The sequence below is a fragment of the Nostoc sp. FACHB-892 genome, assembly GCF_014698795.1.
GTDB lineage: Bacteria > Cyanobacteriota > Cyanobacteriia > Cyanobacteriales > Nostocaceae > Nostoc.
Map to the genome: position 1 here is coordinate 307,091 of NZ_JACJTR010000006.1, position 15,738 is coordinate 322,828.

Sequence of the window (15,738 nt, forward strand, 5' to 3'; positions counted from 1 at the left end):
TGTCTAGCTTTTGCTGCCGATGCCAGAAGAAGTTTGTGGTATCCCCGTGAAACAATGCGATCGCATTGTTTCACAGATTGTAGAATCGCACGTGGGTGCATTATTTTTCGGAACCCAGCCAGGCCGAATGGGAATTGTTCGGGCGTACCCTGAAGAGTTTAGACCTGTTCCGGCGACAGAGATAACTTTGTCCGAAAATAAAACCAAGTCGGATAGCTTGGTAGGCGCAAGTCGAACAGTTATCCAACCCATATGATTAAAGATAAGGTCTAAATTGTAGTCCTAAAGTAGAAAAATTAGAGGCGTGAACACGAGGCTATTTCTATGACAGTTCACCAACCCCGTTACAGCAAAGAAGAATTCGCTCGACGTGGCGATGAGATTTATGAATCTCAGGTGCGCTCACAGGTTGAAGCAGATAATCATGGTAAGATTGTGGCGATCGACATCGAAACCGGAGCTTTTGAAGTCGATGCAAGTGAAATCGCAGCCTGCGATCGCCTCGAAGCCCGTTACCCAGACGCTCGAATCTGGATTGTCCGCATTGGTTCTCGCCATGTTCGTCGATTCGGCGGACGCACGAAAAAAGCCGTATGATCGCCGGAATCGTTAACGCGGATTTGGAACCGATTATTTCAATTTCAATCTGTGGCTCAGATGGCAGTTAAATCTGAGATGGAAGAGGCGAGGGCGAGCCATTCTCGGAGATGGGAGTGAATGCGTTTTCAATGTCTATGAAGTAGTTTTAGTTTGGGATGGAGATATTTTGATAATCCCGGTCGATGAGGCTGATTCAGAACCACTCGTTGGGATGTCCCTGATGGAGGGTTATCAGCTAATGGTGCAAGTATTTGAAAACGGTCGCGTCGAACTCAGCAAAGTAAACACGGTTTAACAAGCCTGTTGCACGCTGACCGTATTGAGTCTCTTTGTTGAGTTCGGGAGGTGAGCAAGAACGCTACCCTGAAGGAAGTAAGCTACATTTTTGGTCTAAATTGCTATCTAAAACTGTCTTTATTTTTGAAGAATTATTTTGACTTTTGAATTTAAAAAATGTCCCGTCCTGGATACACACTTCCCGTCTTTGCCTGTGCTGCTGCTGTTGCAGCTTTACACTGGTTACACGATCGCAAATCCCTAACTTTTGCCTCTGTAGATTTGATTGAACCCGCTCAAATCGCTGAAATCCCCATTGAACAGGTAGCGGGATTATCTGAGAATGCAGCTTTAGCAATCACCCGCAGCGATCCTGGTGATAATCTTGACCTGACTAAAGATACACCGATTTGGGCATTGGTGGAGTGGAGAGAAGAGGGGGAAGCAATAATTATTAAAGGCGGGGAAGGAATTGGCAGACAGATGAATGCTGATGACAAGCCTGCTATTTATGCTTATGCTCAAAGGCTTTTAAAAGAAAACTTGCAACGGATGCTAGCGCCGGAAGAAAAAATCACGGTGACGATTATTTTACCCGAAGGGCGATCGCTTGCTGTTAGAACTTCAAATTCTGCTTTTGGCGTGGTTGAAGGACTTTCCCTTTTAGGCACAACCGGCATTTCTCAACCTTTGAGTACACCAGATCAGCTTGCTGTTTTTCGAGCTGAATTACAAAATAAAGCCAGTCGTTTTGAAAATTTAGTACTCTGTATCGGGGAGAATGGCCTAGATTTGGCGCGTAAACTAGGGATTAATCCTGAACAATTGGTCAAAACTGCTAACTGGCTCGGCCCAATGTTAGTAGAAGCTAATGTGCTGGGTGTAAAGGAAATCTTATTATTTGGTTATCACGGTAAGCTGATGAAACTGGCAGGAGGGATTTTTCACACCCATCACTACTTGGCTGATGGACGGCGAGAAATCTTAGCAGCACACTGTGCGATCGCAGGTTTAAAATCACCAGATATCCAAGCTGTGTTTAACAGCGCAACCGCTGAAGCCGCACTAACATACCTAAAATCGCTCGACGCTGCAACTGGTAGTAATTGGGTAAATCAAGTTTATAGTGCGATCACCGAAGCCATCGATGTCCGTTCTAAAGAATACATCCAAAGTCATAGCGAAAAGGGCACAGGAGTAACAATTTGTGGTTCTATCCTCTTTGATCGCGATCGCAAAATTATCGTGAAGAGTAAAACTGCTGGTCTGTTGATGGGAAAATTATGTTAATTTATTATGAATAATCGTAAACAATCCAAATAAATAATTTCTTAAGTAACCCCTCTAAGGTAAATTGATCGTTTTAATACCATCTCCGACTCCGGTACTAAACAAACGCACATAACCCGGCGTTTGTAAAGGCTCTCTATACCATTATTAGCCTACCCAGGCTGAATAATAGCACCATCATAGACCACAAAGCATCTACCCTTAACAGACATAACACTCCCGTCATGAATACAGCGGTGATACCAACAGAACAAGCGCCCCAAACATTGGAAAATTTGGGGAGACTTGATCGCCAATTGATTGTAATTCTGGACTTCGGCTCTCAATATTCTGAGTTGATTGCCCGTCGCATCCGCGAAACTCAAGTATACTCTGAAGTTTTATCCTATCGCACTACTTCTGAACAATTGCGCCAACTTAATCCCAAGGGAATCATTCTCTCCGGTGGGCCGAGTTCGGTTTATGGTGATAACGCTCCCCATTGTGACCCAGAAATCTGGAATTTAGGAATACCTGTCTTGGGTGTTTGCTATGGGATGCAGCTGATGGTAAACCAACTCGGCGGCGAAGTGGCAAAGGCTGACCGAGGTGAGTACGGCAAAGCTTCATTATATATTGATGATCCCACAGATTTGCTCACTAATGTCGAAGATGGCACTACGATGTGGATGAGTCATGGAGACTCAGTTACCAAAATGCCATCAGGGTTTGAATTGCTGGCACATACAGAAAATACTCCCTGTGCTGCGATCGCCGATCACGAAAAGAAACTTTACGGCGTTCAGTTCCATCCAGAGGTAGTGCATTCTATTGGCGGTTTAGCATTAATCCGTAATTTTGTCTATCACATCTGCGATTGCGAACCCACTTGGACAACAGCAGCTTTTGTCGAAGAGGCAATTCGGGAAATTCGCGCCAGAGTTGGTGAAAAGCGAGTACTGTTGGCGTTGTCTGGTGGGGTGGATTCTTCTACCTTAGCTTTCTTGCTGTATAAAGCCATTGGCGATCAACTGACTTGCGTATTTATCGATCAAGGCTTTATGCGAAAGTATGAGCCAGAGCGATTAGTAAAGCTGTTCCAAGAGCAGTTTCACATTCCTGTAGAGTATGTAAATGCTCGCGATCGCTTTTTAGCTAAAGTTGCTGATGTCACCGATCCTGAAGAAAAACGCCGCCGCATCGGACACGAATTCATCAGTGTATTTGAGGAAACATCTAAACGCCTTGGTCACTTTGACTATCTGGCTCAAGGGACTCTTTATCCAGATGTCATTGAATCTGCTGATACCAACGTTGATCCCCAAACTGGGGAGCGGGTAGCGGTGAAAATCAAGAGTCATCACAATGTTGGCGGTTTGCCCAAAGACCTAAGATTTAAATTGGTAGAACCACTGCGGAAATTATTTAAAGATGAAGTCCGCAAAGTTGGGCGTTCCATTGGTTTACCAGAAGAAATTGTCCAACGGCAACCTTTTCCTGGGCCTGGTTTGGCAATTCGGATTCTGGGGGAAGTCACATCTGAACGGTTAAACATTTTGCGTGATGCAGATTTGATTGTCCGGCAAGAAATTAACCAACGCGGTATGTATCATGATTTTTGGCAGGCGTTTGCTGTATTGCTGCCAATTCGTAGTGTCGGCGTTATGGGTGATCAACGTACTTACGCTTACCCCATCGTTTTGCGGATTGTTACCAGTGAAGATGGCATGACTGCTGATTGGGCAAGAGTGCCTTACGATGTCCTAGAAGTGATTTCCACGCGGATTGTGAATGAGGTTAAAGGGGTGAATCGGGTGGTTTATGACATCACCTCTAAGCCGCCTGGAACTATTGAGTGGGAATAATCAAGTTTTGAGTTGACTTAACTAAAAGCTCATCACTCCTTCTGATAATTCAGATTCTTTACGGTAGTTTAGATTTACATATTTCAAAATGGCAATGCTAACCTGACTTGTTTTGAGTTTTGGCATTGTCTATTTTTTGGACTCTTGGTTTAGTAAGCTATTCCATAGACTTTTGCATAAATCAAAAATAAAGAACCCCACCCCTTAATCCCCTCCCCGTGAACGGGGAGAGGAGGTTTTGTCGCTAGACAAAAGCGGGGTGGGGTTCCGACGACTTAATTGGTAATTCAGTAGGCTTGATATAACGTCATTGCTAGGGTTTCACGTTAAGTTGACACGTATGGGCAGTGCCGTGCCCTTACGGGTGTACCTCACGTAAACGAGAACCGCTATATTAATTTGATTATGCAACTTATATTTTTTCTCTTTATAACAAAATGTCATAGTTACTAAATTTAAAAGCCTCATCAGCATCGCAAGTTTTTAGTAATAAAGCAGGCAGCAATTAGCAAAATAATTTTGCAAATTAAACTATTTATTAAAGTAAGTTTTTTAAATGTAAAGTAATTTAAATATCTACATAATTTTCTTTAGCCAATAATTATAAATGCCAGCAAACAATTAACCATCAATTAAATGGTGGTTGGAAAACTTGAATTATTGTCTATGAAAATAGGCGCGATCGCAGTAAAATTACCAATGGTGTGGTCACTGAGAAAAAAACCAGCAGCTCATTAGAAATAACTTTCATTTGATAAACATTAATGGAGATGTTATGGAACCTCCTCTTTCCCTTGCTGGCTTAAACATCCTCATAGTTGATGATGATGACGATAGCCGTTTTTACATTACTACCGTGTTAGAAGCTGATGGAGCCACTGTCACGGCAGTTCCATCGGCTGCGGTAGCATTGAAAGTACTACCTGAGTTGCAGCCAGATGTCTTAATTTGTGATATTGCTATGCCTGGTGAAGATGGCTACACCTTCATTCGCAAAATCCGGGCGCTGAAGCCTGATATTTGGGAGAAACTCCCCGCGATCGCCTTAACTGCATACGGCGATAGTGAGTATCGTAGCCGTGCATTAGAAGCGGGTTTTCAGTCTCATGTGGCTAAACCTGTTGATCCAGGACAACTAGTTGCAATCGTCGCTAATTTGGTTGCTTCTTATAAAAGTTAATGCAAATATGCAGTTATTTGTATGTCATTAAAATGCACTGCTTAACATTTTAACAGGGCATAATTTTGAATTGATGAAATTACTTTGCTCCAGTTTCAAAGCTAATTTGCTCAGACTTATATGCTGGTGGCTCAACATGAATTAAAATCCTCACTGGACGGAACCGTTCTTCTAATCGGCTTTCTACTTCTTCGGTGATGTGGTGAGCGGTTTCTACGTCTGGTGCATCTACTATTAAATGCATTTCAATGAACAGTTGACGACCAATAACACCACGAGAAGCGATCGCATGACAGTTAATTACACCTGGAACAGAAGTTGCGATCGCATGAATTGCTTCTGGTGCGATCGCCATTTGATCCACAAGCCAAGGCAAATTCTCTTTTAAAACTGACCAGCCACTCCAAAATACCAACAAAGCCACAGGGAAAGCTAGCACCAAATCCATCCATTGATAACCTAACCAAACTCCTATCAAGCCGCCAATTACAGAAATTGTCACCCAAATATCGCTCATGGTATGTGTCGCGTCAGCTATGAGAATTGAGCTACCTACACGCCTACCCACACTACGTTCGTAAAACGCCACAAAAATATTCACACCCAGCACAATTAGTAATAACCACAACTCTGGTGGCGATATTCTCACAGGTTCACCACCACCTTTGAGAATTCGCTCGATTGCTCCTTGCAGAATTTCAAAACAGGCTATTCCTAAAAATGAAGCAATTCCTAACGCTCCCACAGCTTCAAACTTGCTATGTCCATAGGGATGCTCGCGATCGGGTTGCGGAGAAGAAAATTTACTTGCAATTAATCCTAAAACGTTATTGGCGCTATCTGTCACACTATGCAAGGCATCAGCTATCAAACTCAACGAACCTGTCCAGTAGCCTACAAGTGCTTTCAATCCCATTACAAACAGGTTGAGAAGTAGGGTAATAATTAAAACCTTTTGCACTTTGGCGCGGTTATCGTAAGTCATGAATAATTTATCACATCAAGTTCTATGACTTCTAATGTAGAACTCAAAATATAAATAAACACAAATAAACTGTATCGAAGTCTTACGCAGTAAGGATTAAGACTCTCTATAGCCTCTATCTTTTATACCAATTTCTTGACATTCTTTTTTAGTAACGGCAGCTAGAAGCTAGATAATAATTAGTAATAGCTTTACAGATAAAAAGGCATATTTAGCATTAATAATTCCAGAAATATTTTAATTAATTTTTTTATTAATACTTCTACATCCAACACCAAATAGGTGTTGTCTTACTCCCGCCACGGTTCAACGCTTTCTTCAAAACCCGCAGTAATTCCCTCTGAGTGGCTCCAGTTGCCACCAGGACTGACAAATACGGGGAACTATCACAGTAAGATTCAGATCAGATACCTTCTTCCGGTAATATTAGTACTTATCAAGAACTTTTAATAAAAAAGATATGTCTTCAACCCCTCTAACATTGAACCTAATTGAAGGTTCTGTCTCCTTTAGTTTTTCACCCCAAGCAGCACGAGAATTAAAGACAGCGACAGATCAACTAATGGAGCGCCTGAAAGCTGTCGCCGCTAAACCCACTCCTGGCGGCGGTAAAGTGACTCCCCAACCTCCCCTTGAATATCGTTATACGGGTGAAGTTTTTTTAGAAATTTTCTGTAATCCTAATATCTGGCCAACGCCCTTCGCAGCCAAAGTTTTGTTGACTGTCCGCAATGTCAACATCCGCTTGACTACTGAAGCTGAACTTACCCGGATCATTGAAGACATTAATCAGTATTTAGAGCAAGTAGGATAATAGTTTACGTAATTTTTCTGTGCTTTTTGAGATTTTTTCAGAAAAAATACTATACAAATTTTAGATTTCGCGAAAATTGAGTCAGTTACTTGCGGAGGTTCTCTTCATTGTCGAATTTAGCAAGCTTTTCAAGACGGGTTTTAGCTTTGAACAGCAATTAATTGCGAGTCAAAAGTGAAGTTCCTAGACTTACCTATCAGATAAATGTAGGAACGTCACAGAATCTACATACTAGACTCAAGCTGTAGCATCACATATTACAGAAAAAATCCTTCTGATGCCTTCCCTAACTTGAAAAGTTGTATAAATTCAGACTCAAATGCTTCTGGGTTAATGAAAAACGCAAGATTCTATGTAGGGCGATGCTGATCAAAAAACAGAGATGATCCCCCAGGTTGGGCGTAGGATCGCTGATTGTGACATCCACACATCGAAAATGAACCCCTAATCCCAAACCCGATATCAAACATTGATTAATCGTTGTCCCACTGTTCACGACCAATGAGGTCGCCAATGCGATCGCGTAACAAAAAGTCACATTTTTCTAATTCACATTCAACGCAAACCCACTCTCTCGCTGGAATATATTGGCAGAGAGTATATATTGGCTGTTGTCTGCTAATCATTCCCTTTTGCACCAGTCGGCGTGCTTCGTCTTGAATCAGATCGAGAGAATAGTAATTGATAGAAGGCACCGTATTCACACTCATGGTTTTTACTCACAAATTAACACTTACGATAGTGTTCCCCTTAATAATTAGGAACAAACATGACAGAATTTAGACTTGTGGCTAGGATTTTGTAGTTTGCTATACGGAACTATTTTTATTTTGACGCTACATATCCTAAAATTATCTCAAGAAATGTTAAGAAAGTCAACGAATCCTGACATTCATCGAAAATCCGCTTTACAAAAAAAATTCCGAGTAGTTAACTTAACCTGCTATGGTGGCTGTATTATCTTCATTCAACAAGCCTGAAAGTCTTCCTATTAAGGTCTTTAAGCAAGATATAATGTGTGGGAAGAATTTATATTGCGTAGCCTTAAACTACACCTCGACCCAACTCTTGGAGAGGCTGCGCTCAGTACAAGTCAGGGCAACGCAAGCTCTGTGACCACCGCAGGCATTGGTTACATATCAAATAATCACCTTAAAGCCGGATCTAGAACTGCTGGTATTTATCTAAGGTTAAACAACATAAGAATATTTGTCAGATACTAGGGTATAAAGTGTTCCAAAACATAACGCCCAAAATACACTATGAAGGCTTTTATCCCGGCATCTGTTAATAATTTCTTAAATAAAACCGTAATTTATTGGTTAATTTAAGCACTAAAATTACACAGTTTTCGTTGGATAAACATTTGTAGAAGGGTGGAGTACTAATTCGTTATTTGAAAGAGGCAGGAGGAGCAGATCCCCGATTTAAAGCCATTGTTGCGTTAGCTTCCCGCTTTCTTACGAGAGTTCAGTAGGATGTTTGAACCCTTGCTCCCTAGCATTGACCAAGGTAAACAGAAAAAAGTATATAGATGCAACTACCGATCCTTGAACTAGGTTATGGTCATATTAAAACAGACGCGATTTAGTCACGTCTGTAAACTGTTTGGCGGATTTGCTGAGATTAATTGTTCTGAAGTTACATTGTTATTTAAGTTACTTATTCATCAAATAATTCATCATCTTGATCAGTGCTGCCATCTACTGACATAGGATTTTCTGGCGGACGCTCATGGTTAAGTTGGTTTAGTAGGGCCAGTACCTTATTGCCGCGTTCTATAGAACGATCTTCGAGAAATAGCACTTCTGGTGTACGACGCAGCCGTACCCGCGCCCCAAGTTCGCTACGGACGTAACCCGTGGCGGACTTTAAGCCTGCCATTGTTTCTGCTTTAGCTTCATCTGTACCATAGATACTGACGTAGATTTTGGCGTGTTGGAGATCGCCGGAAACATCAACATCAGTAACACTTACCATTCCTGTACCCACACGGTCATCCTTGATGCCGTTGAGTAGCATTTGGCTAACTTCCCGTTTGATCAATTCAGCAACGCGGGAAACCCGGCGATTTGTAGCCATAAAAATTTCGCCTCCTCACAGAGGTTGTACAACAAAAATATATGCAAGTTGGATAGACAGTACTTAGCGGGAGCAACGCCAAGAATAACTGTCTGTGGGGCACAGCCCCGATATAGCGCTAGTCTAGATTGTACTCAAGCCCAGCATTGCCCGTAAGGTAAGAGTAAGGAAGACTAGGCTGCTGACAAACAAACCCAAGATAGCGATTAAGGTAACTGGGCGCTTCAACAATGGCACTAACGGCGCAAAGGCGTTCAGAAACAGTCCTAAGACGATACTAATTAAGTACCGGGGGTAGCGAAAGACGTTATCCCAAAATCCGTCAAACATCTGAATGTAAACTGCCTTCTTATATACTTACGTTTGTTTTGATATGCTTTATCTACTCAATTGTAATCTATGCAGCTGGAAAATTAGCCAGTTAATATAAAATATACTCCGTCGGTTATATTGGCTTTATTTAGTCACGATTATTTTAAATTAAATTGTAAGTAAATGGTAATTCAAACCCTCAAGGAAACTAGCCCGCGTCCATTTTTGAAGTGGGCAGGGGGCAAAAGTAGGTTGATACAGCAATATATTCCTTATTTTCCCAACAGTTATAAAAATTACTATGAGCCATTCTTAGGTGGTGGTGCTGTTTTTTTCTATCTCCAACCAACCGCAGCAGTTTTAACTGATATTAATGCAGAATTAATTAATACTTATTGTTGTGTTCGAGATCATGTTGAGGAATTAATTTCTATATTGAAAGAGCATAAAACCCGACATGATCAAGATTATTACTATAGTGTTAGGAATAACTCCGGCGGTACTGATATAGAAAAAGCTGCTCGTTTAATTTATCTTAATAAGACTTGTTTTAATGGTCTTTATCGAGTCAACTCACAGGGAAAGTTTAATGTACCTTTAGGCAGATATGAAAATCCCAATATTTGTTCTGAGGATTTACTGCGAACAGCCTCAGAAGTGCTTTCTACATCTAAAATCAAACAAGCAAATTTTGTTGATGTACTAAATTATGCTGCAAGCAATGATGATTTTATTTATTTTGATCCACCATACTATCCTGTAAGTGAAACTAGCTATTTTACAGCTTACAGTAGCGATCGCTTTGCTAAAGATCAGCAAGTTCAACTCAAAGATGTATTTGAAAAATTAGCTGAACGTGGAGTCAAACTCATGCTATCTAATTCAGATTGTGAGTTTATTCGCAACCTTTATAGCAGTTTCAATATCCACACCATATCAGCATCTAGGGCAATTAATTCTAACGCTAAAAAGCGCGGAAAAATTACAGAAGTACTAGTAACTTCGTATTAAAGATTATTGTTAGACCAAGCAATGAATGAACTTAAATTATGAACAGAAAGAAGATTTTGATTGAGAACAAATTGTTTATCTAACCACGATACAGCTTGCGGTTTCATACCGCCACCGTCAATTAATACAACTGCTTGTGCAGGATAGCAATTTTGAATATTCAAGTTAAGGTAAGGAAGTTTTTCATCAACTGAACCGCTAGTTTGCTGCCATTTACACTCAATAATCAGCCCGGAAGAAACGGATGCAGCGCCAATAATGTAAAAATCTACATATATATAGCTTCCATAAATTCCTGCTCCAATATAAACCTGCCTTGCATATCGTTTTGGTATGGTATTCGAGTTTAAGAGACATCCAAGGCGCTGTTTTTTTGGTAAATCAAAGCCCACTTGGACATATCCATGACCTAGTAAAGTTCCTTCCACAGCTTTTTCTAAAACATTGCCAGAAGTAACTGCTCTTGCACCCTGAGTCATCTTTATCCTGGTTATCTTCAAAAGGTTTCCTGCTTTTAGAATTCCTTGGAAGCAACAGCAAATCCTAGATTAATAAATTTTTGATTTTAAATGCAAAAGTCTAAATTTGTCAGGTATGAAGTAGGAAAAAATTGGTATTTTTGTACTAAATAAATATAAATGTATTAATTATTTGGATCAAAAACAAGTTTTATGATTATTACCATGATGTTGGGCTACTCTTAGGAATTGGTTACAACTTTTAATAGGTGGATTTGGTATCGCGCCTAATTAATAATCATAGACTTTAGTTGATAATGCTGGGAATGTATTTTCTTTTATGATTATCTAGAGTGAAGACTGGAGTTCTTACTACGAACTTTGCAGTACTAATAGTCTATGTGATTGATTCTCAGGGTTAGCACCAAAACTCTTTCTTTATTCCACAACTTTGTGGTGGTAGTTTTTACCATTAAAGAATTTGGCGCAGACTACAAGTTGGTAAATAGGAAAATATTTAACAATGGACGCAACGACCACCAACCATCAGAACGTTGATAATTATACGTATATGACGGTAGCCTTGGGTAAACTCAGGGAGATTTTGGTGAAGCACGCTGACCCAAGTTTGCTGGAGAAGGATATTGCACATGGGGAAAATCTTATAGCAAAAAATCTAGTAGACGATTCTCTAATAGATGACTCGATTACATCCAGAGAACCGTCTGCGTTAGATAGAGTCTGCGCCACTTTTAATTTAAGTAATTTTGAACGTAATTTACTGCTGTTGTGTGCTGGTGTAGAACTAGATACCAGCTTTTCCATACTTTGCGCTGCTGCTTGTGGGAATGAACAGCGTACCTACCCTACTTTTGGTTTAGCGATGACAGTGCTAGAAGGTTTGCATTGGAGTGCTTTTACTCCCGCGGGTGCATTACGCAGATGGCAATTAATCGAAGTGGGTTCGGGAAGTGAGTTGATGAGCAGTCCTCTACGGATTGATGAGCGAATATTACATTATTTAATTGGGGTGCAGCATCTAGATCAACATTTGTTGGGAATGGTAGAACCTGTAGTAGTTACAGAAGACTTGGTTTCATCTCACTTGCAGTTGATAGAGAAAATGACAGCTGCTTGGTGGGTAGATATTTATGATTTTCTCAAATTGCCAATATTGCAATTATGTGGGAATGAAGTTGCTAGCAAACGTCCGATCGCAGCTGTTGCTTGTCACTATTTGGAGCTAAATTTGTGTGTAATCGCGGCACACGCTTTACCAACAACTCCCAGTGAAATCAACAAGTTTAAGCAACTTTGGGAACGGGAAGTGCTTTTAGCTAATTACGCGCTGTTGATTGACTGCGATGATTTGGAAGGGGTAGACGCAAATAAAGAATCCACGATTACATATTTGTGCGAATGGATGCGTTCTCCGATAATTATTACCACTACCGAACGTAGGCGATCGCGTTTAAGACCTGCGCTAGTTTTTGATATCAAACGCCCCACGACTCTTGAACAGTATACTATCTGGGAGCAGGCATTGAATGGAACATCGGAGTCGATGAATGCTCAAGTTAGTAATTTAGTGTCTCAATTTAATCTCAGTGTTCCTGTGATTCAAGCTGTCTGTTCCCAAGTCTGTGTTCAGTGGCAGCAAGCAAAGGAGTCAGAAGTTACAGGCGATTTCAACCATCTTCTCTGGGATACTTGCCGCGCCCAAGCCCGTCCGAAATTAGATGATTTAGCACAACGGATTGATTCGGTTGCTGATTGGGAAGATTTGGTATTACCGAAATCACAGTTACAAGTTATTAGAGATGTTGCCCTCCAAGTCAAACAGCGAGCGAAAGTATATGATCAGTGGGGATTTGGAGGTAAAAGCAACCGAGGATTGGGAATTAGTGCATTATTTGCTGGTATTAGCGGTACAGGTAAGACAATGGCAGCAGAAGTACTCGCTCAGGAACTGCGATTGGATTTATACCGTGTTGATTTAAGTGCAGTAATTAGTAAGTATATTGGGGAGACAGAAAAGAATCTGGGTAGGGTATTTGATGCGGCAGAGTTGGGAGGTGTGATCTTACTTTTTGATGAAGCCGATGCTTTGTTTGGTAAGCGTACTGAAGTCAAAGATTCCCATGATCGCCATTCTAATGTGGAAGTGAGTTACTTACTACAACGCATGGAAAGCTACCGGGGATTATCAGTATTAACAACTAACTTGAAAAGTTCATTAGACCAAGCATTTATGCGTCGTATCCGCTTTATTGTTCAGTTTCCCTTTCCAGATTCCACTCAACGGGCAGAAATTTGGCGGCGGGTTTTTCCTAAAGCGACACCCACAGAAAATTTAGATTATCAGAAGTTGGGACAATTGAGTGTCGCAGGAGGTAATATTCGCAGTATTGCCATGAATGCGGCCTTTTTAGCCGCAGATGAAGGGAGCGCGATCACGATGAATTATATATTGCAGGCAGCTAAGAGCGAGTATATTAAATTGGAGCGATCGCTCACAGATACAGAAGTTAAAGGCTGGTTGAACTCACCTCACGGATAAATTTGGGGGTTCCAAAATCGACGAGGTTTTACTTCCATAAAGCAGCGATTCAAAAATCTTTACGAAGTAAAATTATACTTAAGTCGAATTTTTAGGAGGTTTACAATAAATCAATTAAGTTATAATTTTCTGTAATGACAACATAAAAATGCTCCGCAAAAGCAAAGTTTAAGGAATTTATTAGTTAAAGTTATGCAGTTATTTAGCGGAAAAATTAAGTTAACTTTCTTAACTGAAATTTCTTGAAATTATATTTTTTTTAAAAGAATTTACGATTACAAAAATTAAACCACATTTCGATGTAATCCCTATTCAACTACTATGACTAATCAAAAAGCCCTGGCTCGAAAGTCTACATTAACCAACACAGAAGCCCAAGATAATCAATTTGAAGCTCGTGGGTTTGCCGTGCAAAAAAAATCAGATACCCATACAAAAAAAACAGACTTAAACACCCTACTTTTGCAAGCAAAAAGCTTTGGTCACAGTATTAGCAAGTTGGCAGGGCAAGAAAGTAGTAGTGCATCGCCACAAACCAATGGATTAAGCATACAGCCCAAGTTGAGTATCGGAGAACCAGGCGATCGCTACGAACAGGAAGCAGATCGGGTAGCATCCGTTGTAGTACAAAGGATCAATGCACCATCATCGACAGGGGAATCTGTACAGCGTGAAGCAATGCCAGAGGAAGAGGACGAACTGCAAATGAAACCTGTGGCAGATTCTATCCAGCGCGTCGAGATTGACGATGAGGAAGAACTGCAAATGAAATCCCAGGTGCAGCGCCAGGAAGCCATAGGTGGAGGGGAAGCATCAACGGATTTGGAATCCTCCATTAACAGTGCAAGAGGTAGTGGACAAGCGATCGCAGACAACATCCGTGAACCGATGGAGGTGGCGTTTGGCGCAGATTTCAGTGGGGTGAAGGTTCACACTGATGGTCAATCTGACCAGTTGAATCGCTCAATTCAGGCGCGTGCTTTCACGACGGGACAGGATGTGTTCTTTCGGCAAGGGGAATATAATCCAGGGAGTCGGGGAGGTCAGGAGCTGTTAGCGCATGAGTTGACTCATGTTGTGCAACAGAATAAAAGTGGGTTGATCCGCCGGAAGTCAAATTATCCAGGCTTGATATCTTTCCCACTCAATATTACAAGTACCTTGCAAAGAATGGAAATGATTCAATGCGCTCAACCTGCAAGTCGATCTGATGCGTTATTATTAACATCGACAGGTTATGTTTCTTTGAGACCACCTAAATTGACGGCGGGACAAAGAGCAGGAGGATTTACTTTTAAAAATCTAGGAAACCCACTACCAGTTAGCGATGCATTAGGTAATCCAATAACGTACAAAGAGTATGATGTGAATGCCTATAACGGAAAAGGAAGGGATGCCGAAAGGGTAGTCCTTGGTTCGGATAATAGAGTTTGGTATACAGGCGACCATTACAATACTTTTACAGAAATTACCTGAAGAATTATAAGTTTAGTGAAAGAAAGGAATTATGTCATATCCTAACATCAGCGCTAAAGAAAGATTTTTTACTACAACTATAAATCCAGATAGTTTTGTTCAGTGGTGGATGGCGCTCAAAAACAACTCTAAAACTCAGCCAATCCTCATATCAGGACAAGAGAATAGAACAACCTCTAATTTTTTCAAGGAAATAGCAAGTAAGCTTGGATTTCCCAGCTATTTCGGAGGTAATTGGAATGCATTTTGGGATAGCCTTAATGACTTTTACTGGGAAAAAGATACTACCTTTGTTATCATGTTTAATCAAGCAGATAACCTGTTGATCGACGCTGAAAAGAAAGACCTACTTACATTAATCGAGATATTGAATACTGCCTTTAGAGAAGATGAGGCATATTCCGAAGATAGTGAGATTGGAGGTAGGTTCAAAATTATCTTTCAAGTCATCCCAGTAGGTTCTAAAATAGTGGAAGCTTTAGAAGAAACCTCTACTAACTACCTAAATGTGTGAAGTGCGATCGCCTGATATTGTAGAGTGCGTTAGTGCGATCGCATCTCTATTTAGATTGAATAAGGGGCTTGCAAAAAATAAATTATCCCAAATTATTTGTATATCTGTAGGGGCGCAAGGCCTTGCGCCCCTACAATCCAATGCGCCGCCACACCATTATCATTTGCCCGAACAATTTCCGCGAGTATATAAAATTAGAGCGATCGCTCACAGATACAGAAGTTAAAAGCTGGTTGAACTCACCTCACTGATAAATTTGGGCGTTCCGAAATGAACGAGGTTTTACTTACATAAAGCAGCGATTCAAAAATATTTACGAAGTAAAATTATACTTAA

The 15,738-nt window shown here is 40.8% G+C and carries 16 protein-coding genes; 11 read left to right on the forward strand and 5 right to left on the reverse strand.

Annotated features, from left to right (window positions below; all coding sequences use genetic code 11):
* Positions 1-19: 19 nt before the first annotated feature.
* The 6 genes from H6G96_RS11265 to H6G96_RS11290 all read left to right on the forward strand — a co-directional run bounded on the left by H6G96_RS11265 (position 20) and on the right by H6G96_RS11290 (position 5,190).
* Entirely contained in the window at positions 20-256 is a 237-nt protein-coding gene (locus H6G96_RS11265; RefSeq protein ID WP_190911524.1) for a hypothetical protein, read from the forward strand.
* Between the two features lie 68 nt (positions 257-324).
* The gene (locus tag H6G96_RS11270; protein ID WP_190911525.1) at positions 325-597 is read left to right on the forward strand and encodes a hypothetical protein; all 273 of its coding nucleotides are present in this window, start codon (positions 325-327) and stop codon (positions 595-597) included.
* Positions 598-766: 169 nt separating this feature from the next.
* Positions 767-895, forward strand: coding sequence for a hypothetical protein (locus H6G96_RS42340; RefSeq protein ID WP_277932911.1), 129 nt, complete (start codon positions 767-769; stop codon positions 893-895).
* Between the two features lie 158 nt (positions 896-1,053).
* Positions 1,054-2,166: a cobalt-precorrin-5B (C(1))-methyltransferase CbiD gene (cbiD, locus tag H6G96_RS11280; protein WP_190911526.1), complete on the forward strand. Its 1,113-nt coding sequence runs from the start codon at positions 1,054-1,056 to the stop codon at positions 2,164-2,166.
* 224 nt (positions 2,167-2,390) lie between these two features.
* Entirely contained in the window at positions 2,391-4,010 is a 1,620-nt protein-coding gene (gene guaA, locus H6G96_RS11285; protein WP_190911527.1) for a glutamine-hydrolyzing GMP synthase, read from the forward strand.
* A 775-nt stretch (positions 4,011-4,785) separates the two neighbouring features.
* Positions 4,786-5,190 (forward strand): response regulator, encoded by a 405-nt coding sequence (locus H6G96_RS11290; RefSeq protein ID WP_190911528.1) that lies wholly within the window; start codon positions 4,786-4,788, stop codon positions 5,188-5,190.
* Between the two features lie 79 nt (positions 5,191-5,269).
* Here H6G96_RS11290 and H6G96_RS11295 read toward each other — a convergent pair whose 3' ends face one another.
* Entirely contained in the window at positions 5,270-6,175 is a 906-nt protein-coding gene (locus tag H6G96_RS11295; protein WP_190911529.1) for a cation diffusion facilitator family transporter, read from the reverse strand.
* 460 nt (positions 6,176-6,635) lie between these two features.
* On the opposite strand from H6G96_RS11295, the gene H6G96_RS11300 reads away from it, so the two are divergent.
* A complete protein-coding gene (locus H6G96_RS11300; RefSeq protein WP_190911530.1) occupies positions 6,636-6,989 on the forward strand; it encodes a hypothetical protein in 354 nt (117 codons plus the stop codon).
* 473 nt (positions 6,990-7,462) lie between these two features.
* Here H6G96_RS11300 and H6G96_RS11305 read toward each other — a convergent pair whose 3' ends face one another.
* The 3 genes from H6G96_RS11305 to H6G96_RS11315 form a co-directional block, all read right to left on the reverse strand.
* A complete protein-coding gene (locus H6G96_RS11305) occupies positions 7,463-7,699 on the reverse strand; it encodes a DUF4327 family protein (RefSeq protein ID WP_012407481.1) in 237 nt (78 codons plus the stop codon).
* A 952-nt stretch (positions 7,700-8,651) separates the two neighbouring features.
* A complete protein-coding gene (gene rbfA / locus H6G96_RS11310) occupies positions 8,652-9,071 on the reverse strand; it encodes a 30S ribosome-binding factor RbfA (protein ID WP_190911531.1) in 420 nt (139 codons plus the stop codon).
* Positions 9,072-9,194: 123 nt separating this feature from the next.
* Entirely contained in the window at positions 9,195-9,401 is a 207-nt protein-coding gene (locus H6G96_RS11315) for a DUF751 family protein (RefSeq protein WP_190911532.1), read from the reverse strand.
* A 165-nt stretch (positions 9,402-9,566) separates the two neighbouring features.
* Between H6G96_RS11315 and H6G96_RS11320 the strand changes: the two genes are divergently transcribed.
* Positions 9,567-10,394 (forward strand): DNA adenine methylase, encoded by an 828-nt coding sequence (locus H6G96_RS11320; RefSeq protein WP_190911533.1) that lies wholly within the window; start codon positions 9,567-9,569, stop codon positions 10,392-10,394.
* On the opposite strand, the gene H6G96_RS11325 is transcribed toward H6G96_RS11320, so the two are convergent.
* On the reverse strand, positions 10,391-10,873 hold the full coding sequence (locus H6G96_RS11325; RefSeq protein WP_190911534.1) for a PD-(D/E)XK nuclease superfamily protein: 483 nt from the start codon (positions 10,871-10,873) through the stop codon (positions 10,391-10,393). The two genes, H6G96_RS11320 and H6G96_RS11325, sit on opposite strands and share 4 nt — an antisense overlap.
* Positions 10,874-11,375: 502 nt before the next feature.
* Here H6G96_RS11325 and H6G96_RS11330 point away from each other — a divergent pair.
* From H6G96_RS11330 to H6G96_RS11340, 3 genes are all read left to right on the forward strand, one after another.
* Positions 11,376-13,412, forward strand: coding sequence for an ATP-binding protein (locus H6G96_RS11330; protein ID WP_190911535.1), 2,037 nt, complete (start codon positions 11,376-11,378; stop codon positions 13,410-13,412).
* 321 nt (positions 13,413-13,733) lie between these two features.
* On the forward strand, positions 13,734-14,888 hold the full coding sequence (locus H6G96_RS11335; protein WP_190911536.1) for a DUF4157 domain-containing protein: 1,155 nt from the start codon (positions 13,734-13,736) through the stop codon (positions 14,886-14,888).
* A gap of 31 nt (positions 14,889-14,919) precedes the next feature.
* Positions 14,920-15,402 (forward strand): barstar family protein, encoded by a 483-nt coding sequence (locus H6G96_RS11340; RefSeq protein ID WP_190911537.1) that lies wholly within the window; start codon positions 14,920-14,922, stop codon positions 15,400-15,402.
* The last annotated feature ends 336 nt before the right edge of the window (positions 15,403-15,738 follow it).